Source organism: Enterococcus sp. DIV0236 (assembly GCF_050558525.1).
Classification (GTDB): Bacteria; Bacillota; Bacilli; order Lactobacillales; family Enterococcaceae; genus Enterococcus; species Enterococcus faecalis.
Genome location: NZ_CP187891.1, coordinates 1,425,343 through 1,445,597, shown reverse-complemented (window position 1 = coordinate 1,445,597; position 20,255 = coordinate 1,425,343). Strand labels below are relative to the sequence as shown.

The 20,255-nt window shown below is 37.7% G+C and carries 23 protein-coding genes; 17 read left to right on the top strand and 6 right to left on the bottom strand.

The features are described 5' to 3' along the window. Nucleotides 1-74: 74 nt before the first annotated feature. Together IGK27_RS07105 and IGK27_RS07100 are read left to right on the top strand one after the other, a co-directional pair. Complete coding sequence (locus IGK27_RS07105) at nucleotides 75-1,253, top strand: pyridoxal phosphate-dependent aminotransferase (protein ID WP_002364035.1); 1,179 nt, start codon at nucleotides 75-77, stop codon at nucleotides 1,251-1,253. A 110-nt stretch (nucleotides 1,254-1,363) separates the two neighbouring features. Further along, nucleotides 1,364-2,254 (top strand): phosphate ABC transporter substrate-binding protein PstS family protein, encoded by an 891-nt coding sequence (locus IGK27_RS07100; protein ID WP_002357425.1) that lies wholly within the window; start codon nucleotides 1,364-1,366, stop codon nucleotides 2,252-2,254. 41 nt (nucleotides 2,255-2,295) lie between these two features. Here IGK27_RS07100 and pnpS read toward each other — a convergent pair whose 3' ends face one another. Beyond that, nucleotides 2,296-4,071: a two-component system histidine kinase PnpS gene (gene pnpS, locus IGK27_RS07095; protein WP_002390658.1), complete on the bottom strand. Its 1,776-nt coding sequence runs from the start codon at nucleotides 4,069-4,071 to the stop codon at nucleotides 2,296-2,298. After that, nucleotides 4,068-4,778 (bottom strand): response regulator transcription factor, encoded by a 711-nt coding sequence (locus tag IGK27_RS07090; RefSeq protein WP_002360193.1) that lies wholly within the window; start codon nucleotides 4,776-4,778, stop codon nucleotides 4,068-4,070. The genes pnpS and IGK27_RS07090 overlap by 4 nt, the downstream gene beginning before the upstream one ends. 162 nt (nucleotides 4,779-4,940) lie before the next feature. On the opposite strand from IGK27_RS07090, the gene IGK27_RS07085 reads away from it, so the two are divergent. The 3 genes from IGK27_RS07085 to ffh all read left to right on the top strand — a co-directional run bounded on the left by IGK27_RS07085 (nucleotide 4,941) and on the right by ffh (nucleotide 7,250). Further along, nucleotides 4,941-5,405, top strand: a complete 465-nt coding sequence (locus IGK27_RS07085; RefSeq protein WP_033599970.1) for a DUF523 domain-containing protein — start codon at nucleotides 4,941-4,943, stop codon at nucleotides 5,403-5,405. Between the two features lie 83 nt (nucleotides 5,406-5,488). Then, nucleotides 5,489-5,827: a putative DNA-binding protein gene (locus tag IGK27_RS07080; RefSeq protein WP_002357429.1), complete on the top strand. Its 339-nt coding sequence runs from the start codon at nucleotides 5,489-5,491 to the stop codon at nucleotides 5,825-5,827. Between the two features lie 4 nt (nucleotides 5,828-5,831). Next, nucleotides 5,832-7,250: a signal recognition particle protein gene (gene ffh / locus IGK27_RS07075; RefSeq protein WP_002360194.1), complete on the top strand. Its 1,419-nt coding sequence runs from the start codon at nucleotides 5,832-5,834 to the stop codon at nucleotides 7,248-7,250. Between the two features lie 74 nt (nucleotides 7,251-7,324). On the opposite strand, the gene IGK27_RS07070 is transcribed toward ffh, so the two are convergent. Together IGK27_RS07070 and IGK27_RS07065 are read right to left on the bottom strand one after the other, a co-directional pair. Continuing rightward, nucleotides 7,325-8,080 (bottom strand): MerR family transcriptional regulator, encoded by a 756-nt coding sequence (locus IGK27_RS07070; RefSeq protein WP_002357431.1) that lies wholly within the window; start codon nucleotides 8,078-8,080, stop codon nucleotides 7,325-7,327. A 117-nt stretch (nucleotides 8,081-8,197) separates the two neighbouring features. Further along, the gene (locus tag IGK27_RS07065) at nucleotides 8,198-8,752 is read right to left on the bottom strand and encodes an NADPH-dependent FMN reductase (protein ID WP_002357432.1); all 555 of its coding nucleotides are present in this window, start codon (nucleotides 8,750-8,752) and stop codon (nucleotides 8,198-8,200) included. A 141-nt stretch (nucleotides 8,753-8,893) separates the two neighbouring features. On the opposite strand from IGK27_RS07065, the gene IGK27_RS07060 reads away from it, so the two are divergent. The 9 genes from IGK27_RS07060 (at nucleotide 8,894) to IGK27_RS07020 (ending at nucleotide 16,473) form a co-directional block, all read left to right on the top strand. Beyond that, nucleotides 8,894-9,697, top strand: coding sequence for a GNAT family N-acetyltransferase (locus IGK27_RS07060; RefSeq protein WP_033626272.1), 804 nt, complete (start codon nucleotides 8,894-8,896; stop codon nucleotides 9,695-9,697). A gap of 145 nt (nucleotides 9,698-9,842) precedes the next feature. Then, nucleotides 9,843-10,118: a 30S ribosomal protein S16 gene (gene rpsP / locus IGK27_RS07055; RefSeq protein ID WP_002357434.1), complete on the top strand. Its 276-nt coding sequence runs from the start codon at nucleotides 9,843-9,845 to the stop codon at nucleotides 10,116-10,118. 11 nt (nucleotides 10,119-10,129) lie between these two features. Next, nucleotides 10,130-10,375, top strand: coding sequence for a KH domain-containing protein (locus tag IGK27_RS07050; RefSeq protein ID WP_002357435.1), 246 nt, complete (start codon nucleotides 10,130-10,132; stop codon nucleotides 10,373-10,375). Between the two features lie 120 nt (nucleotides 10,376-10,495). Then, the gene (locus IGK27_RS07045) at nucleotides 10,496-11,062 is read left to right on the top strand and encodes a hypothetical protein (protein WP_002357436.1); all 567 of its coding nucleotides are present in this window, start codon (nucleotides 10,496-10,498) and stop codon (nucleotides 11,060-11,062) included. A gap of 214 nt (nucleotides 11,063-11,276) precedes the next feature. Next, nucleotides 11,277-12,218: a ribonuclease Z gene (gene rnz, locus IGK27_RS07040; RefSeq protein WP_002360200.1), complete on the top strand. Its 942-nt coding sequence runs from the start codon at nucleotides 11,277-11,279 to the stop codon at nucleotides 12,216-12,218. Next, nucleotides 12,219-13,007: an SDR family NAD(P)-dependent oxidoreductase gene (locus IGK27_RS07035; RefSeq protein ID WP_002357438.1), complete on the top strand. Its 789-nt coding sequence runs from the start codon at nucleotides 12,219-12,221 to the stop codon at nucleotides 13,005-13,007. Between the two features lie 16 nt (nucleotides 13,008-13,023). Beyond that, nucleotides 13,024-13,491, top strand: coding sequence for a LapA family protein (locus IGK27_RS07030; RefSeq protein ID WP_002357439.1), 468 nt, complete (start codon nucleotides 13,024-13,026; stop codon nucleotides 13,489-13,491). Between the two features lie 154 nt (nucleotides 13,492-13,645). Continuing rightward, a complete protein-coding gene (recJ, locus tag IGK27_RS07025) occupies nucleotides 13,646-15,958 on the top strand; it encodes a single-stranded-DNA-specific exonuclease RecJ (RefSeq protein ID WP_010818399.1) in 2,313 nt (770 codons plus the stop codon). Nucleotides 15,959-15,960: 2 nt separating this feature from the next. Further along, nucleotides 15,961-16,473: an adenine phosphoribosyltransferase gene (locus IGK27_RS07020; protein WP_002357441.1), complete on the top strand. Its 513-nt coding sequence runs from the start codon at nucleotides 15,961-15,963 to the stop codon at nucleotides 16,471-16,473. 105 nt (nucleotides 16,474-16,578) lie between these two features. Here IGK27_RS07020 and IGK27_RS07015 read toward each other — a convergent pair whose 3' ends face one another. Then, nucleotides 16,579-16,776, bottom strand: coding sequence for a hypothetical protein (locus tag IGK27_RS07015; protein ID WP_002360203.1), 198 nt, complete (start codon nucleotides 16,774-16,776; stop codon nucleotides 16,579-16,581). 193 nt (nucleotides 16,777-16,969) lie between these two features. Beyond that, the gene (trhA, locus tag IGK27_RS07010; protein ID WP_002357443.1) at nucleotides 16,970-17,623 is read right to left on the bottom strand and encodes a PAQR family membrane homeostasis protein TrhA; all 654 of its coding nucleotides are present in this window, start codon (nucleotides 17,621-17,623) and stop codon (nucleotides 16,970-16,972) included. A gap of 131 nt (nucleotides 17,624-17,754) precedes the next feature. On the opposite strand from trhA, the gene IGK27_RS07005 reads away from it, so the two are divergent. The 3 genes from IGK27_RS07005 (at nucleotide 17,755) to IGK27_RS06995 (ending at nucleotide 20,246) form a co-directional block, all read left to right on the top strand. Then, nucleotides 17,755-18,597 carry a DegV family protein gene (locus IGK27_RS07005; RefSeq protein ID WP_002357444.1) on the top strand — a complete coding sequence of 281 codons (843 nt, stop codon included), beginning with the start codon at nucleotides 17,755-17,757 and terminating at the stop codon, nucleotides 18,595-18,597. Nucleotides 18,598-18,700: 103 nt separating this feature from the next. Continuing rightward, entirely contained in the window at nucleotides 18,701-19,600 is a 900-nt protein-coding gene (locus tag IGK27_RS07000; RefSeq protein WP_002365717.1) for an SGNH/GDSL hydrolase family protein, read from the top strand. Continuing rightward, complete coding sequence (locus IGK27_RS06995; protein ID WP_002357446.1) at nucleotides 19,593-20,246, top strand: YpmS family protein; 654 nt, start codon at nucleotides 19,593-19,595, stop codon at nucleotides 20,244-20,246. The genes IGK27_RS07000 and IGK27_RS06995 overlap by 8 nt, the downstream gene beginning before the upstream one ends. Nucleotides 20,247-20,255 lie beyond the last annotated feature (9 nt).

Genomic DNA, 20,255 nt, shown 5'->3' with positions numbered 1-20,255 from the left:
CGAAACAATGAGAAAATCATTCATTTTACGGTCAATTTGTGCTACTATAACGTCAACTGAAGGAGTGAAGCTAAATGGATTTAACCAATCGTTTTAATCGTCAAGTAAATAAAATTGCTGTTTCTTTAATTCGTCAATTTGACGAACAAGTCTCAGGAATTGAAGGTATTTTAAAATTAACGCTAGGAGAGCCGGATTTTAACACACCTGAGCATGTCAAAAAAGCAGCCAAAGAAGCAATTGATGCGAATTTTTCTCATTATACAGGGATGTCTGGTTTATTAGATGTCCGTGAAGCAGCCGCTTATTTTATGAAAGAAAAGTACCATTTGACTTACCAGCCTGGGACAGAAATTTTAGTAACAGTTGGAGCAACAGAAGCGATTTCAGCTTCGTTATTAGCAATTTTAGAACAAGGTGACAAAGTGCTATTGCCAGCACCTATTTACCCAGGGTATGAACCAATTATTACATTGGCGGGGGCGGAACCGGTATATTTGGATACACGAGGCAACGATTTTGTCTTGACCCCTGAAATGATTGAAGCGGCAATGGCCGAGCATGGGGAACAAGTCAAAGCAATTATTTTAAATTATCCTAGCAACCCAACTGGTGTCACCTATAACCGCCAAGAGTTGCAAGCAATTGCTGATGTTCTAAAAAAATACGACATTTTTGTGATTAGCGATGAAATTTATAGTGAGTTAACTTATGATGAGAGTCATGTTTCGATTGCTGAAATGTTACGTGACCAAACGATTTTAATTAACGGTTTGTCGAAATCACATGCCATGACAGGCTGGCGGATTGGCTTTATTTTTGCACCAGCGATTTTAACAGCGGAGATCATTAAAGTTCATCAGTATTTAGTTACTGCGGCTGCAACTGTGTCTCAAAAAGCGGCTGTTCGTGCCCTAATCGAAGGAATGCATGATGCTGAAATTATGAAAGAAGAGTATCGGAAACGGCGCGATTTTGTTTATGAACAGATGACTCAATTGGGGTTTGAAGTTGCGCGTCCAAATGGCGCCTTTTATATTTTTGCTAAGATTCCTACTGGTTATGAACAAGATTCTATGAAATTTTGTATTGATTTAGCGCAAAAAGAAGCAGTAGCGTTGATTCCAGGTATTTCTTTTGGTCCAGAAGCAGAAGGATACGTCCGAATTAGTTATGCGTCCGATATGGATAAATTAACAACGGCCATGGAACGAATTGCACATTACATGGCGACACAACGCGTAACGCACTAGCCTTTATAGATTCTTTACACACCTTTACCTTTTATTTACATTTAATTGAAACAGAATTAACAGAGTCTTGGTAGACTAAACTTGTAACTAATTGAAAAGGAAGTGCAAAGATGAAAAAACGTGTAATTGCAGCAACTATGCTGAGTCTAGGGTTATTATTAACTGGGTGCGGAGCTCAAGGAGGCACAACTGAAAAATCCAGCGAAGCGGATAGTAACAAACCAGTTAAAATTGTCGCTGTTGGTTCCACCGCTTTACAACCGTTAGTAGATGCTGCGAAAGATCAATTTACACAAGAACATCCCAATTATACAGTTTCTGTCCAAGGTGGCGGCAGCGGAACAGGACTTTCGCAAGTTGCAGATGGCGCAGTGACCATTGGAAATTCCGATGTGTTTGCCGAAGAGAAAGATGGCGTGGATGCCTCTAAATTAGTTGATCATCGGGTGGCCGTGGTTGGTATGGGACCAGTGGTCAACAAAGAAGTCGGCGTGAAGAATTTAACGAAGCAACAATTGATTGATGTCTTTACTGGCAAAGTCAAAAACTGGAAAGAAGTGGGCGGCAAAGATCAAGAAATCGTCGTAATAAATCGCGCAAACGGAAGTGGCACCCGAGCAACATTTGAAAAATGGGGCTTAGATGGAGCTAAACCAGTTCAATCACAAGAACAAGATTCTTCGGGAACAGTTCGTAAAATTGTTGAACAAACACCAGGAGCAATCAGCTATTTAGCTTTTTCTTATATGGATGATTCCACCGTTGCCTTAAGCATTGATGGTGTTGAACCAAAAGAAGAACACGTGAAAGACAATTCATGGAAAATCTGGTCTTATGAACATATGTATACAAAAGGGGAGCCTAATAAAGAAGTAAAAGCCTTCTTAGACTATATGGTCACCGATGATGTTCAAAAGACAATTGTCAAAGACTTAGGTTATTTAGCCATCACAGACATGCAAGTAGAACGTGATGTAAATGGAAAAGTAACTGAAAAATAAACAAAAAAACTCAGCCAATAAACAGGATTGGCTGAGTTTTTTTAGGCTTCTTTTTTTGTTAAAGGCAAGGTGATTGTAAAAGTGGTCCCTAAGCCTAAGTGACTATCAATGGCGATTTTACCGCCTAATAATTCTGTGTAATTTTGGACAATAGCTAGACCTAGACCGGTGCCACCAGAATGACGGCTACGTGCTTTATCGACACGATAGAACCGTTCAAAGATCCGTTCTTGGTCTTTTTGACTAATGCCAATGCCAGTATCTTGAACAGATAAACGTAATTGCTGATTTTCTATAGCATAAGAAATAGTAATCTGACCATTTTCTTGGGAATACTGAATGGCATTTTCAATTAGATTCTTCACGATTGGATAAAACAATTCGTATTTGGTGAAAAACTGGCTCTCTGGCAGACCATGAACGACTGTTTTCAGCTGTTTTGCTGCCAATTGTTGCTGATAAGAACCGAGAATTTCTGTAATAAATTTTTCTAAAGTAATTTCTTGTTCTGCATAAGGAATTGTCGCGCTGCCCCGAGAAAGTTCTAAAATTTCTTGAATTAATTGTTGCAGACGCTGGGCATCTTTTTGCATGATGTGCAAAAATTGATTAAGGACTTCCGGATCTTCTTTGGCGCCGTCTATGAGTGTCTCGGTAAAGCCCAAAAGAGAAGTGACAGGCGTTTTTAATTCATGAGACACGTTTGATACAAAATCTTTTTGCATTTTTTCTAGTTGGCGAACGCGCGTTAAATCATAGGCAATTCCTAACACTTGATAATCATTGGCGCTTTGATCATCCAAGTAACGAAGAGAAAGATCTAATCGTAAAGGTGTTGGTCCTTGTGTCACAGTGATTTCTTGATGTAAACTGTTTTTTTCAGCGACGACTTGATGGATTAAATGAATCAAATCGGCGTCTTGAATCACTTCAAGATAATTGCTTTGCATATTTTTAGCAGAGAGTCCTAACATTTCCTGCATTTTAGGGTTCAACAGACGAAGCCGTCCTTGCGTATCAATGATAAAGACACCAATCATCAACTCATCTAAAAGTTCGTGAAATTGCTCATCCGCAGATGTATACGCTTTATACGTTTGACTTACTTGTTGACTCAGTAAGTTAATAGTTTCGTAAAGTTCATTCCATTCAGAAGATTGCTGGATAATGGATCGATTTTCATCTGGATGTTTAAGCATTCGTTTCAGAATCGGTAAGACAGTCACTAGCGGTTGATTTTTTTGCCGTAACAGTAAAAAGATAAACAAGGTAATTAGTAGGAACAAGATGCCGAATGTAAAGATAATATAGCGACGAAAAGATTGGATATTTTTAGAAAATAGCGCGGTTTGTTCCGAAATCCGAATAATGCCAACGATTTCTCCTGATTTTAAAACGGGCGTGGCAACGTACAGAAGTTCTTTATTTAACGTTTTACTCTTTCGTAAAGCTGAACCATAGGTAGCTCCTGATAGAACCGCAGCGATTTCAGGCCGTTTTTTGTGCGACTCTAGCGGTTCATTTTGGCTGCTGTCAAAAAAGACGGTACCATTTTTTTGCAACAAAGTTACCCGTTCTTCTGCATCATCTAACGCATGGGTGACAAGGAGTTGTTGTTGGTTTGTCAGTTGCCCTTTTTCGAAAACGGAAGGGGGCAACTGGTCTGTTAAAAGGGTATTTTTTCTTCTTAAATAGGTTTCTTGCTGAGCAACCATTTCTTTTTGAAAGAAAAAATTGGTCGCTGCAATACTTCCGACAAATAATAAAAGCATGACTGCCGCAACTAAAAAATATTCAATCCGCAGTCTCTTTTTCATCGTTTTGGCTCCTGAAAACGGTAGCCAAAGCCACGGACAGTTACTAAGTAAACGGGCCGTTTGGGATCAGGCTCGATTTTATCACGTAAATGACTAATGTGGACATCGACGATGCGACTTTGTCCAGCGAAGTCATATTGCCAAATTCGTTCCAACAAGGTTTCCCGATTAATGACCCGATCTTTGCGTTTCATAAAGTAAACGAGTAATTCAAATTCTTTCGGTGTTAGTTCAATGGGCTGATTGCGCACAAAGACTTCATAATTTTGTTCATCCACACGAATCTCGCCAATCACAAGCGGAGCTTTAGGTGTGTCCTCTTGAAGCGGTTCGGTCGTGGTAGGTTTTAAACGACGAAAAATAGCTTTCATGCGTGCTAGGACTTCTCTGGGACTAAAAGGTTTTGTTAAATAATCATCTGCCCCAATTTCTAAGCCGATGATTTTATCTACTTGTTCATCTTTGGCAGTTAAAATCAAAATAGGCGTGTCAATTTTTTCTCGACGAAGTGCTTTGGTAATTTCTAAGCCATCCATACCAGGAAGCATTACATCTAAAATTATAAAATCATATTGATTAGACAAAGCTAATTCGAAGCCGTTTTTACCATCTTCGGAAGTAGTCACCTGATAGCCTTCTTTTTCCAAATTAAAGGTTAACAAAGTTAAAATCGATGGTTCATCATCGACGACAAGAACTTTTTTCATTTACATAACTCCTTCAAGAAATTTCTGAAAATAAGTGTATATTTCACTATTGTTAGTTTAACATATTTTTAGAGGAAGAACGTACTTTAAAGTAAGCGAGAATGCTACTTTTGAGAAAAGTCAACTCATGGTATAATAGAGAAATGAAATGAGGAGAAGCGAATGATTGGTATTAGTAGTTGCTTAGGTGGGATTTGTTGCCGTTACGATGGAAAATCTCAAGAACAAGAAGCGTTAAAACAACTTGTAACTAATGGAAAAGCAATAATGATTTGTCCCGAAGTTTTAGGGGAGTTGCCTATTCCACGTCCGCCAGCAGAAATCATTGGCGGGGATGGCTTTGATGTTTGGGCGAATACTGCTTATGTATATACGGATAACGGGGAAGATGTGACTGAGGCATTTAAAGCAGGGGCACAACGCGCGTATCAAAAATTAAAAGCCCTACAAATTACAACCTTGATTTTGAAAGAAAAAAGTCCCAGCTGTGGCAGCCAGCTGATTTATGATGGACAATTTTCTGGCATTAAAAAAGCTGGAGTTGGAGTCGCAACTGCTTATTTTATTCAACAAGGAATGACCGTTTATTCTGAAGAAACATGGCAACTTGCGGACATTTCTTTTTAAAAGGTAAAAACTTAGTAAAAAAAGATTGACTATTCCCTATGAAATCGGTAACCTATAAGGGATTGAAGATGGGAGCACGGCTCATGGAAATGGAAAAAACAAACCGCATGAATGCGTTATTTGAATTTTATTCGACATTATTAACGGAAAAGCAGATGAATTATATGGAGCTTTACTATGCTGATGACTTTTCTTTAGGAGAAATTGCGGAAGAATATGAGGTTAGTCGCCAAGCGGTTTATGATAACATTAAACGAACCGAAAAAATTTTAGAAGAATACGAAAAAAAGTTACATCTTTATTCAAACTATGTTGTACGGAAAGAATATCTTGAACAACTACAGCAGTATGTTCAAGAAACTTATCCCAAAGATAGTGAAATCAAAAAATATATTGAACAAATTCAAGAAATAGAGGAATGAAACTATGGCTTTTGAGAGTTTAACAAACCGCCTACAACAGGCAATGAGTAAAATCCGTCGTAAGGGAAAAGTTTCCGAAGCCGACGTAAAAGAAATGATGCGAGAAATCCGTTTGGCTTTATTAGAAGCCGACGTTAATTTACAAGTGGTCAAAGATTTCACAAAACGTGTCAGAGAACGGGCAGTAGGAGTCGAAGTATTAGAAAGCTTATCACCAGCCCAACAAATTGTAAAAATTGTTGATGAAGAATTAACGAAAACGTTAGGTTCAGAAACGGTTGAACTGAATAAATCTCCAAAAATCCCGACAGTGATTATGATGACAGGGTTACAAGGGGCTGGTAAAACAACTTTTACTGGTAAATTAGCCAAACACTTAATGAAAACTGAAAACGCTCGTCCGCTTTTAATCGCTGGTGACGTTTATCGTCCAGCAGCGATTGATCAGTTGAAGGTTTTAGGTCAACAATTAGAAGTTCCCGTTTTTGATATGGGAACAGATGCTAATCCAGTGGAAATTGTTCGTCAAGGGTTAGCATTAGCAAAAGAAAAGAAAAATGATTATGTCTTAATTGATACGGCCGGCCGCTTGCACATTGATGAAGCTTTAATGGACGAATTGAAACAAATTAAAGAGTTGGCTAATCCCAATGAAATTCTGTTAGTTGTTGATGCGATGACGGGGCAAGATGCTGTCAACGTTGCAGATAGTTTTAATGAACAGCTTGGAATTACTGGGGTTGTTATTACCAAAATGGACGGCGATACTCGTGGGGGGGCTGCGCTGTCAATTCGGGCAGTAACGGGCGCTCCGATTAAATTTGTCGGTTCTGGTGAAAAATTAACCGATTTAGAAATTTTCCATCCCGATCGTATGTCGAGTCGTATCCTAGGTATGGGGGACATGTTGACGCTAATTGAAAAAGCGCAACAAGATTACGATGAGAAAAAAGCAGAAGAACTTGCTCAAAAAATGAAAGAAAACAGTTTTGACTTTAACGATTTTATTGAGCAATTGGATCAAGTTATGGGCATGGGACCGATTGAAGACTTATTAAAAATGATCCCTGGAATGAGTAACATGCCTGGTATTGAAAATGTCAAAGTCGATCCAAAAGATGTGGCACGGAAACGGGCGATGGTCCTATCAATGACCCCTGCAGAACGTGAAAATCCTGATCTATTAAATCCTAGTCGCCGCCGCAGAATTGCAGCTGGTTCAGGAAATAGTGTGGTTGAAGTCAATCGTATGATTAAACAATTTAAAGAATCCAAAAAAATGATGCAACAAATGTCCAAAGGGGATATGAACATTCCTGGTATGGATCAAATGCTAGGTGGCGGCGTTAAAGGCAAGCTAGGTAAAATGGCCATGAATCGTATGATGAAGAAAAACAAAAAGAAGAAAAAGAAAAAAAGATAAACAGGCTTTAGTTAATTATTGGAAGAAACAGAAAGTGCGCTATCAGTCGAAGAGACTGATGGCGCACTTTCTGTTTAAGCGTAGTTTTGGATAATTGCGTTTAACGCTTCGGCAAAACCAGCGCCGTGTTGTTCATAATATGACGTAAATCGTTCATCACCAACATACATAAGCCCTAACCCTTTATGTGCTTCTGGCGAATAGCTTGACCAAGAGTACATTAACCAATCTTTGTGTAATTGGAAAATTTCTTGCGCAAGTTGGCTAGTCAATTTGGGTGATTTTTGATACATGGCTAACTTAGAAAATAAATCTTTTTCCACGTTCTGCATTGCTTGCATGTCTTTTTCCGTCAAGTTTAAATATTTTTTGTTGGCTTGTTCAATCGTTTCGTTGCCATATTTTTCCCGAATCTCTTTACCATATTTTTCTTCGTTTTCTTGAACTTTTTGTTGTTTGAATGCTTCGAATTTTTGCTGATCTGACATGTTTATCTCTCCTTTGTAATGGTGTAAGGTTTGTTGAACAGAGGCTAAAAGACGATCAATTTCATTGCGCTTTTCCAATAGTTTTTGTTGATGCTCATATAAAGCCTGTTCAACATTAAAGTCAGGTTGCTCCAAAATTTCTTTAATTTCATCTAGTTTCAGATCCAATTCACGGTAAAAAAGAATTTGTTGCAAACGATTCACCTCGGCTTGCCCGTAAATTCGATAACCAGAAGAATTAATTCTGGCTGGTTGAAGAAGACCAATTTCATCATAATATCGTAACGTCCGTGCACTGACGCCAGATAGTGAAGCCATTTTTTTAATTGTATATTCCATCATTCATTCCTCCTGACAAAATCTATCATAAACCTTTACGTAACGAGAGGGTCAAGTAAAAAAATAAAAAAAGTGAGACAACCTGTAAAAAGTTGCCTCACTTTTTCTCGATTGATTCAATTAGGCAGTTAAGCGATTAAAGAAATCCACGTAAGCATCTACAATTGATTGTAAGAAACCAACAGTGCCATCAATAATTTTACCATCTTCACCAATTAAGTTCGTAATACCGCCAATATAGGCTTCAGGTTGTTGTAAAGTTGGAACATTTAAGAAGACTAATGATTGTCTTAAATGATGGTTTGCACCAAATCCGCTAATTGCACCTGGTGAAACACTCACCACAAGTCCGGGTTTTTTATCCCAAACGCTTTCGCCATACGGACGTGAACCGACATCCAATGCATTTTTTAAAACAGCTGGTACTGAACGGTTATATTCTGGTGTTACAAACATCACGCCATCTACTTGTTTAACTTCTTCACGGAATGTTGTCCAAGCTTCGGTAGGGGTTCCTTCATCATCCAAATCTTGATTGTATAATTCTAAATCACCTATGTTAATGAAAACAGGTTCGAAATCAGCTGGAAATAAGTCCGCCATTGTTTTTGCTACCAATTTGTTAAATGAATCTTTTCTTAAACTCCCTACAAAAATACCAATTTTTTTTGTCATGTAAATCCCTCCATTTTTCTTTTACTTACTTTATGATAGTACTTTTTCAAAAAAAGCGCAAACGTTTTATCCTTGTACATTGTTGAACTTCGTAACTTCACGTATAATAGCTAGTAAAAGGATGAGTAAAGGAGCAACTGCTTGAATAAAAAAATAAATTGGCGCCGACAATTAACACCGTCGGAGAAACAAACATTGACTGAATTAAGAAACAAGGAAATGATTAAACAAGGAACTTTTTATAAATTGGAACAAACATTTCCTGAGGAATCAGCTTATACTTATTATGGTTTATACAGGAAGGGACAAGCCATTCAAGCGTATATCGTAGGGTATTGTTTTGATGGGGAAACCTTGGAAGCGACGATTGTTGCGCCAAATGTAGGGCCATTTTTTGAAGAACTTGTTCAAGAACTCGAAAAGCAAACAGCTTTGTGGGGAATGAAAGAAGTCTTTCTCGTGATGGACGACAAGCAATCTGTTGGCCTGAATTATTTTAATAGACAAGGAATTGTGCCAGCTTTTTCAGAACAGTATCTGGTTTTTCAAAGAGAAACTTACTCACAGGAGTTGGCGAAGCTGACACTTCTCCGACCACAAGTGGCTGATTTGCATTCCTTGGCTAGGTTACTAGAAGGTATGCCTTTGCCGGAGGACCTTCAACGAACACTTATTTATAAAGAAAACAATCAACTTTTAGCCACGCTACGTTTGGATCATTTTGAAAACGAATGGGGGATTTATGGCTTTGTTGTGACAAAAACGCAACGAGGTCGCGGTCTTGGCCGTCAAGTGTTACAGTCTGCGCTCCGAATGATTTTAGAAAAGTCAGCCTCAGCGACTATTTTTTTAGAAGTTGAAACAGAAAATCAAGCAGCGCTTCATCTCTATCAAACAGAAGGCTTTCAAGTGAGAAACCAGTACAACTATTATCAAATTTTGTAAAAATTCTTCATTATTTCGTTTGTTTTCCTGTAAATAGGCTAAAAAATTGAAAAAAAGTAAAGGTGTCAAGAAAAAACTCTTTACAGGTTGTTGTTAATCTGTTAAACTAACTCTTGTGATTAAGTTAATGGAGGTGTATTTAATAATGGCAGTTAAAATTCGTTTAAAACGTATGGGTTCTAAAAAGAGTCCTTTTTACCGTATTGTAGTAGCTGATTCTCGTTCTCCTCGTGATGGACGTTTCATCGAAACTGTAGGTACTTACAACCCTTTGAAAGACCCTGCAGAAGTAGTTTTAAAAGAAGATTTAGTTTTAGATTGGTTATCTAAAGGTGCGCAACCTTCTGATACAGTTCGTAACATCCTTTCAAAAGAAGGCGTTATGAAAAAACATCATGAAGCTAAAAACGTTAAGAAATAAGGTGATTGAATATGGCAGATGTGAAAGAGTTAATTTTAACTATTGTCCGTCCGTTAGTCAGTCAACCTGAAGCAGTCTCATTAGAAATTGAGGAATCAACTGATTTCCTCGAGTATAATTTGACTGTGGCCAAAGAAGATATTGGACGTATCATTGGTAAACAAGGGCGTGTTGCAAAAGCAATTCGGACAATTGTTTATAGTGTACGTATCGATGGTCCGAAAAAGGTCCGTTTAAATATTCTTGATGGTAAATAAGCATTAACAAGGAGGTAGCCCAGCTATCTTCTTTTTTTATACATAACCAAAAAGTTTTCATTGCTAGAGACAGGCCTTTCTTGCTAAAATAGATGTATCCAGAATAAAGGAGCGATTTGTATGGCAAAACGAATTATCATTATGAACTTTGATATTGAAAGTAAATCGTACCAAGCATTTTCCGAAATAAAAAAGATGCAGGCAGAAAGACAGCTTAAAGGTGAGCAAATGGCGGTTGTTACGCATGTTAATGATGGCCAGCATCAATTTAAAATCAATGATTTTATCGATTTTACAGGCAACAATCATACATCAAAAGATAGCATGATTGGGATGCTAGTAGGCATATTAGGTGGTCCTCTGGGCATTCTTTTTGGCTGGTTTGCTGGAAGTATGTATGGTGCAAGCAAAGATGCCAAAGAAATTCAAGAAGCACAAACGGTTTTTGAACATGTGATTCAAAAGATTGATGAAGGACAAACGGGATTATTATTAATTGCAGAAGAAGAAGACAATCGTCCGCTCAACCAATTGGTTATGTTTGACTTAGGTGGCGAAATCACGCGGCTTGATTTAGAGGAAGTCCAACAAGAAATTAACGATGCGAACGAAGTTGCAAATGAAGCGAAACAATCGTGGCAAGCAAAAAAAGAACAACACAAAGAAGCGACATCGAAAGAAGAATAAGGAGCAAAGACTGTTTTCTGAATAAAGGGAAACAGTCTTTTAAAATACTAAGAAATCACGGTTTTTTATGGTAGTTTGCTAATTTTTTGTTATTTTATCGTAAAATGCGGTAAACTAAGAAGAAAACTTTGAGAAAATAGATAAATTATTATTTGCTAAAGGAGCAAACTTCTTCTAAAATAAAAAGGAAGTTTAAAAGAAAGTATGGTAGCAGATGGAAATACAATTTTTAGGAACAGGCGCTGGTGTACCAGCAAAACATCGCAATGTAACAGGGATTGCGTTGAAATTATTAGATGAACGAAATGCAGTTTGGCTCTTCGATTGTGGTGAAGGGACTCAATTGCAAATTTTAAAAAGTAGTATTCGCCCAAGAAAAATTGAAAAGATTTTTATTACACATTTACATGGGGATCATATTTTTGGTTTACCTGGTTTGTTAAGTAGTCGTTCTTTTCAGGGCGGGACAGAACCTTTAGAAATCTATGGACCAGTTGGGATTGCTGACTTTGTCAAGACTTCTTTACGGGTCTCGCAATCGCGGTTGTCCTATCCACTGAAATTTATTGAATTAACGAAAGAAAATGACGTTATTTTTAAAGATAAACAATTCACTGTTCGCTGTAATATCTTGGACCATGGCATCACGAGCTTTGGCTATCGAATTGAGGAAGCAGCGCATGAAGGAGAATTACAAGTAGAGAAACTTCAAGCTTTAGGGATTCCTTCTGGGCCATTGTATGGCAAACTCAAACGTGGTGAAACGATTGTTTTTGATGGACAGGAAATTAATGGACAAGCGTTTGTGGGAGAGCGTAAACCTGGGCGAATCGTGACGATTTTAGGAGACACTCGCAAAACCAAAAATAGTGTAACTTTAGCACGACGAGCGGATGTTTTAGTCCATGAAAGTACGTTTAATAAACACGAAGCAAAAATGGCAAAAGCCTACTTCCACTCAACCAGTCAACAAGCAGCTGAAGTTGCAAAAGAAGCGCAAGTAAAACAACTTATCTTAACGCATATTAGTGCCCGTTATTTAACCAAAGAGGCCTATCAGCTTCAAGAAGAAGCCCAAGAAATTTTCCCCAATACAAAAATCGTAAAAGATATGGATATCATTGAGATTCCATTTGCCAATGAAGGAGGAGCTTAGATGGATTTAACAAATAAAGTCGTTGTCGTAACTGGAGGTTCAGCTGGTTTAGGTGAACAAATTTGTTATGAAGCAGCTAAACAAGGGGCAGTCGTCGTTGTCTGCGCCCGCAGAATTAATTTGATTGGTAAAGTTCGCGAGCAGTGTGCTGTTTTAAGCGGACGAGAAGCATTTTCTTATCAATTAGATATTGCCGATCCAGAAAGTGTTGAACGTGTGGTTGAAGCTATTTCAGCAGAAGTTGGTCCTATAGATGTTTTAGTCAACAATGCTGGTTTTGGCTTGTTTGAAAATTTTGTTGAAATTGACTTGGCTGTTGCACGCCAAATGTTTGATGTCAACGTTCTAGGAATGATGACGTTTACTCAAAAAGTAGCTATTAAAATGATTGAAGCTGGGCAAGGACATATTATCAACGTTGCTTCAATGGCTGGGAAGATGGCTACAGCTAAATCAACCGTTTATTCTGCAACGAAATTTGCTGTGTTAGGTTTTTCAAATGCTTTACGTTTGGAATTGAAACCGTTGGGTGTAGCAGTAACGACTGTCAATCCAGGACCAATCCAAACAGAATTCTTTGATAAAGCGGACCCGACAGGCACATATCTAGCTGCGGTGGATAAAATTGTTTTGGACCCTACGAAATTAGCGAAAGAAGTGGTTGGGAGTATGGGGACTTCTCGACGTGAGATTAATCGTCCATTTGTCATGGAAGCGGCTGCCCGCTTTTATACATTGTTTCCACATTTAGGAGATTTCATAGCGGGAAATATTTTAAATAAAAAATAAAGGAGTCGATCAAGTCATGAAAAATCAATGGCGTGTTATTTTGGGCCTTGTGTTGGTCTTAATTGTTGTTATTTTTGCTGTTTTAAATAATCAAGCTGTTCCAGTAAACTTTGGTTTTACTAAAATTAGTGGACCGTTAATCTTAATTATTTTAGGTTCTGCAATTATTGGCGCACTAGTTGGGTTACTAACCTCCACAACCACTATTTGGAACCAACGTAAGGAATTAAAAGCTGTACAAAAAGAGTTGGATATTTATAAAAATGATATGGATAAATTAGTCAAAGAAGAAACGGAAAAAGTTCAACGTTCTTTTGATAATCAATTGGCTGATTTGCAAGCCAAACAAGCGGCAGCACCACAAGTCGCAGAACCAGTGGTCAACGAACAAACATCAAACACAGAAGTAGACGCAACGCCTGTGTCAGGTAGTCGTATTGATCGTTATGTGAAACCTCGTGTGAATGAAGAGGAACAAAAATAAGGAAGAGACTTTATCACTAAGTTTCTTTTAAAATAAAACTGTGATATCTGCTATTTATCTAACAGATATCACAGTTTTTTTCTCAGATTTAAAAAAATGCTTTCTTTAGTTTTTGGAAAAATTTTGCTATAATTACTTGGTTAGGAGTGACGTCGTGAAAAAATCAAACTATCAATGGCAGTTACAGACAAAGACAGAATTACCTGTAGAATTTATAGAACAATTAAAAAAAGAACAAATTAATCCATTAATTGGCCAACTTTTATGGCACCGCAATATCCGGACAGAAGAAGCATTACGTAAGTTTCTACATCCGACTATCGAAGATATTTATGATCCGTTCTTAATGCATGATATGGAGAAAGCGGTAGCCCGCATCCAGCAAGCCGTCGAAGCGGGTGAACAAATCCTTGTCTATGGGGATTATGATGCAGATGGTATCACTAGTACCACGGTTATGAAAGAAGCAATCGAATTAGTCGGTGGCATGGTTCAGTACTTTCTACCGAATCGTTTTGTTCATGGATATGGACCTAATAAAGACGTATTTGCTGAACAAATTGAACAAGGAGTCCAATTAATTGTAACCGTTGATAATGGTGTAGCCGGACATGAAGCAATTAACTACGCTATGGCACAAGGAGTAGATGTAATCGTTACTGACCATCATGAATTGCCTGAACAATTACCAGAAGCCTATGCGATTGTCCACCCTAGACATCCGCAAGGAGACTATCCTTTTGGAGATTTAGCTGGTGTTGGTGTGGCTTTCAAAGTCGCTACTGCGTTACTTGGTGAATTGCCAATTGAGTTATTAGATTTGGTAGCAATTGGGACAATTGCTGACTTGGTTTCATTAACCGATGAAAATAGAACGTTTGTCAAAATGGGCCTGCAAATGATTCAAACTGGTGATCGAATTGGTTTAGACGTTTTACTACAAGAAGCGGGTGTGAAAAAGGAAGCTGTTTCAGAAGAATCAATTGGCTTTACCATTGGACCTCGTTTAAACGCATTAGGTCGATTAGGGGAAGCCGCACCAGGTGTTGAATTAATGACTACATTTGATGAAGAGCAAGCGCTGGAAATCGCTAAATATATTGATCAACAAAACAATGAACGAAAAGACATTGTAACGACGATTGCCAAAGAAGCGCTGGATTTAATCGACCCGAATGCGCCGGTCCATATTTTAGCGAAACAAGGCTGGCATGAAGGCGTCTTAGGGATTGTCGCGGGCCGCATTATGCAAGAAACGGGGAAACCAACCATTATTTTAGCAATAGATGAATCTGGTACGACCGCTAAAGGCTCTGGACGCAGCATTAGCGCATTGAATCTCTATGAGGCGTTGAACGAAGTGCGTGAGCAATTCACTCATTTTGGTGGGCATCATATGGCAGCGGGAATGACTTTACCTGTTGAAAATATTCCTTTTGTTCAAGAACATTTGGCACACTTTATTGAAAAAAATCAAATTGATATGGCTAATGGACAAGAGTTGCTCATTAGTGAGAGCTTAGCGGTTTCGCAGGCAACGACTACTTTTATTGATCAATTGCGTATTTTGGCGCCTTTTGGGACTGATAATACTGTGCCAACTTTTGTATTTAAGGAAATCACGCCTACGCAAATTCGGCAAATTGGTGCAGATAATGCACATCTGAAATTTCAAATGAATCAAGAAGGGGCACAATTGGATGCAATTGCTTTTCAAATGGGGCCTCAAGCGGATGAACTAGCACAAGGAACCGCCGATGTGGCAGGCCAACTTTCCATCAATGAATGGAATGGTCGTAAGAAACCACAATTAATGGTGACTGATTTTGCTGTATTGGGAAGACAATTATTTGATTTTCGTGGCAAAAATAATCAAACGAAACCAATTCCTTCAGAAGCAACAGCTTATCTTTTGTTTGATGAAAAAAATCAAAAATTCATTTCAGATCCAACCGCTAATATTATTGTTTGGTCAAACCAAGAAGAATTGGTGGAAGCTGTTTCTCAAAATCAAATCGAACAACTGGTTTTTGTCGACTGTCCTGTGGAAGCAATCACGGTTAAAGAAATTGTTGAAGCAACTGAGATACAACGTATATACATGATGTTTATTTCACCAGAAGAAGCTTATTTAAACGGTATGGCTTCACGTGAACAATTTGCAACATTGTATAAATTTATTTTGCAGCAAAAAGAAGTAAATCTACGTTCTCAGCTATCGAAGGTGGCAAATTACTTAAATATCCAAGAAAAATTATTAATTTTCATGATACAGGTGTTTTTTGACTTAGGATTTGTTACAATAGAAAGCGGTGTTTTAAACAGTATTGAGAAACCCGACAATCGACCATTGACTGAAAGTCAAGTGTACCAACAACGATTGAAAAAAATAAAAACAGAAGAATTTCTACTTTACAGTGATTGTCAAACAATACAACAATGGCTGTGGAATGAGGAGGACAAATAAAAATGGATTTAAGAGATTACATTGCAAGCATTCCAGATTATCCTGAGAAAGGGATCGTGTTCCGTGACATTTCTCCATTAATGGCTAATGGGGATGCCTATCGTGAAGCAACGAAACAAATCGTGGATTACGCGAAAGAAAAAAGAATTGATATGGTTGTAGGACCGGAAGCTCGTGGCTTTATTGTCGGCTGTCCAGTGGCTTATGAACTAGGGGTTGGCTTTGCTCCGGTTCGTAAAAAAGGAAAACTTCCTCGTGAAACCATCGAAGTGACTTATGACTTAGAATATGGTTCAGATACATTAACGTTGCACAAAGATGCCATCACACCAGGCCAACGTGTTTTGATTTGTGATGACTTGTTAGCAACTGGTGGTACAATTAAAGCAACCATCGAATTAGTCGAACAATTAGGTGGTATTGTGGTTGGTTGTGCGTTCCTAATTGAATTAATGGATTTACATGGCCGCGATAAAATTGATGGCTACGATATTGTTACCTTAATGGAATACTAATCTAATTTAATTAGAAAGAGCGAAGGATTTAATCCTTCGCTCTTTCTTTGACATATTTATAAAAACGGAGCGTAGCTTGGGGGGAACACACCGTTTTATTATTTATTAAGGGAACTTACGATAAACGTATCTTGCTTGCTGTTGTTTACGTGTACGTGTATAACGCTTCTCATCCCATGACATAAACCAAAGAATAAATAACGGCGTCACGATCATAAAAGCAAGACGTAATCCTAATGTTCCCAAAAAAATACCTATAACCAATACAAAAAATAAAAATCCAACACGACGAATTGCTTCCATGTGTATCACCTCTTCATTTGATTCGAACGAGTGTTCGTATTGTTATTATACGAATGTATGTTCGTTTTGTAAAGTCTTTTCTACTAATTTATGTTAAAATAATTCGAAAAGAAGAATAATCCTTTATAATAAAGAGATTTAGGGCAATAAAAGAACACGATGCTTTGAGCATCGTGTTCTTATTGTGCTGTGATTACGTATAAAAGAGAACAGAAAAATACATGAGGATCGCTGCAAGCATGACGAACAAATGCCAAACCACATGCATAAACCGCACATTTTTCAATGAATAGAAGGCTGCACCTAATGTGTAAGACACACCCCCTGCGACCAATAACGCTGTTCCTGTAAACCCAAGAGATTCATATAACGGACGAGCAGCGATGATACAGAGCCAACCTAAAACAATATAAATAATCGTTGAAATGTTTTTCACTGTTTCTTGTTTATGCAACGTGAGGGATTTATAGACAATACCGACGATGGCGATTAACCAAACTAAACTGAATAAAGTCCAACCTAACCAGCCGCCAATACTAATTAAGCAAAATGGCGTATAGCTACCAGCAATCAATAAGAAAATAGAACTATGATCGAAGACCTGAAAGACCTTTTTGGCTCTTGTAAAAATTAAACTATGAAATAACGTTGAAGATAAAAAAAGTAGAATCAACATGGAGCCATAAATAGCATAAGATACCACGTGAATCGGTGAGCCTAAACGAGCTCCTTTAACAAGTAAAATGACTAAGCCAGCAATACTTAAACCTGCGCCTATGCCATGTGTAACTGCATTCAAGACTTCGTTCACGATTAGGTATTTTTTTGAGAAATGCGTTTTTTCCAATAAATTCACTTCCTTTATTTTAATTTGATGAAAAATTCGGCAGTGTCTGTTATACTATAACTAGATAATTAACCGTTTAATGGTATTCTACCATGAAAACAGGTTCCTTTTAAAGAAAGAGTGATAAATTTATGACAAACGTTAAAATCGTAACGGATTCTTCATGTACGATGGAAAAAAGTCTTAGAGATGAATTAAATATCCATATGATGCCTTTATCAATTATGGTTGATGGCGTTGTTTATCCAGATGATGATCATTTGCCAGGCGAAAAATTTATGGACATGATGGCTAATGCGAAGGCCTTACCCAAAACGAGTCAACCACCAATTGGTGAATTTGTAGAATTATATGATCGCTTAGGTGAAGATGGCAGTGAAGTAATTTCGATTCACATGACAAAAGGCTTAAGTGGAACGGTTGAAGCGGCCCGTCAAGCTAGCAACTTATCATCAAGTAAAGTAACGGTGATTGATAGCGATTTTACAGACCAAGGTTTGTCTTTCCAAGTCATTCAAGCAGCAAAATTGGCACAAGCGGGAGCGGGTGTTCCAGAAATTTTAGCTGAAATTGAACGCGTCAAACAAAATACTAAATTATACATTGGCATTTCAACATTGGATAATTTGGTTAAAGGTGGACGAATCAGCCGTACAACAGGATTATTATCAAACATTTTTAATATGAAAGTTGTCATGGACTTTGAAAATACGGAATTGATTCCTGTAGCGAAAGGCCGAGGCGTTAAAACGTTTAATAAATGGTTTGACGAATTGAAATCAGAATTAAGTAAGATTCCAAATGTTCGACAAATTGGCATTTCTCATGCGGATGGGCTAGAACTAGCAAATGGATTCAAAGAAGGATTACAAGCAATCTTTAAAGACATGGATATTCCCGTATTACATACGAATCCAGTCATTGCAACACATACAGGAAAAAATGCCTTTGCTATTATGTACTATACAGACTAAGAAATAACGAGGTTGGGTCTCACTCTTAAATGAGTAGACGCAACCTCTTTCTAACAAGAAAAGGAAAATTTCTTGTTAGTTTATTTAAAAGGAAGTGACGAAGATGAAAAAACAAACACAGCATATTTTGCTGACCGTCTTAACACCTATCCTCATTGCGCTAGGTGTTTTTACATTGTTAAGTGTGGCCATCCCCAAAGCAAAGCCACTATTAAAGCAAGAGAAAGTGGCCACAACTGCTCAAAAAAATCAAAAAGAAGTCATTCATTATACAGCTATCGGTGATTCTTTAACTGAAGGAATTGGCGATTTGACGAATAGTGGAGGTTTTGTTCCTATTGTGGCAGATGATTTAAAAGAACACTACAACTTGAACGGTGTTCAAACAGACAATTTTGGGAAAAATGGGGATCGTAGTGATCAAATTTTAAAACGAATCAAAGAGAAACCTGAAATTCAAAAGGGCCTTGCCTCTGCGGACGTGATTACGCTAACGGTTGGTGGAAATGACTTAATGAAAGTAATTAGTAGTAATATTTTCGACTTGAAAGTCAGCTCGTTCAATCGTCCACAAAAAGCCTATCAACGCCGAGTAAGACGACTACTTGAAGAAATCCGAGAGTACAACGAGAAAGCCCCTATTTATGTCTTAGGAATTTACAATCCCTTCTACTTAAACTTTTCCGAAATTACAGAAATGCAAGAAATCGTTGATAACTGGAATCAAGCAACCGAAGAAATGGTTCAAGAGCAAAAACGAGCCTATTTCATTCCTATCAATGATTTACTCTATAAAGGTCGTGGCGATGAAGTTGGCGTAACTGGTGGCGACTCAGAAACTACAGGAAGTAGTGCTAGCAAAGAGGATTTAAACAATTTGTTATATGAAGAAGATCGCTTCCATCCGAATAATCTTGGCTACCAAATTATGGCCGGAGCTGTCCGGGATGAAATGGTCAAGACAGAGAAAGAATGGATAACCAAATCAGAAGGTAGTGAATAAAATGAATGAAGAAAAGCCAAAAACAAGTAAATCAATTAAAAAGACACAACCAACCAATCTTAAACGAAATCCCTGGAAAATCGCTTTTCTTGTTCTAGTGGGTTTAGTCATTGGTAGTGTAGCTTTCGTGACATTTCGAGCAACACAAGTTCGCGAACCAGATTTAAAGAAAATACCAGCAATTGTTGAAAAAGAAGGCGAGCCAGTCGTCACCATTCAGTCAAAAAAACAACAAGTGAACAAACTGATTGACTTTTATTTAGCCGACTTTCAAAAAGGTTCGGAGATCAAATATAAATTTTATTTAGAAAATGATGCTTTATTAAATGGAACATTTCAGGTGTTAGGGCATGACATTCCTTTTTACTTATATTTTGATCCTTACGTGATGGCGAATGGTAATGTACAATTAAAAGCAAAAAGTTTATCTATAGGAACGTTAGGCTTGCCAATTAAAGAAGTATTGAAATTTGCTAAACGTTCTTACAAACTACCTAAATGGGTTGAAATCAATCCAGATGATCAAACTGTTTTATTACGTTTAGATCAGTTTAGAATGCAAAATGGTCTATTTGTTCGAGCAGAAAAGATTAATTTAGTTGACGATGACATTCGGATGAATATATACTTGCCAAAAGAGAAATAAAAAAGGAGT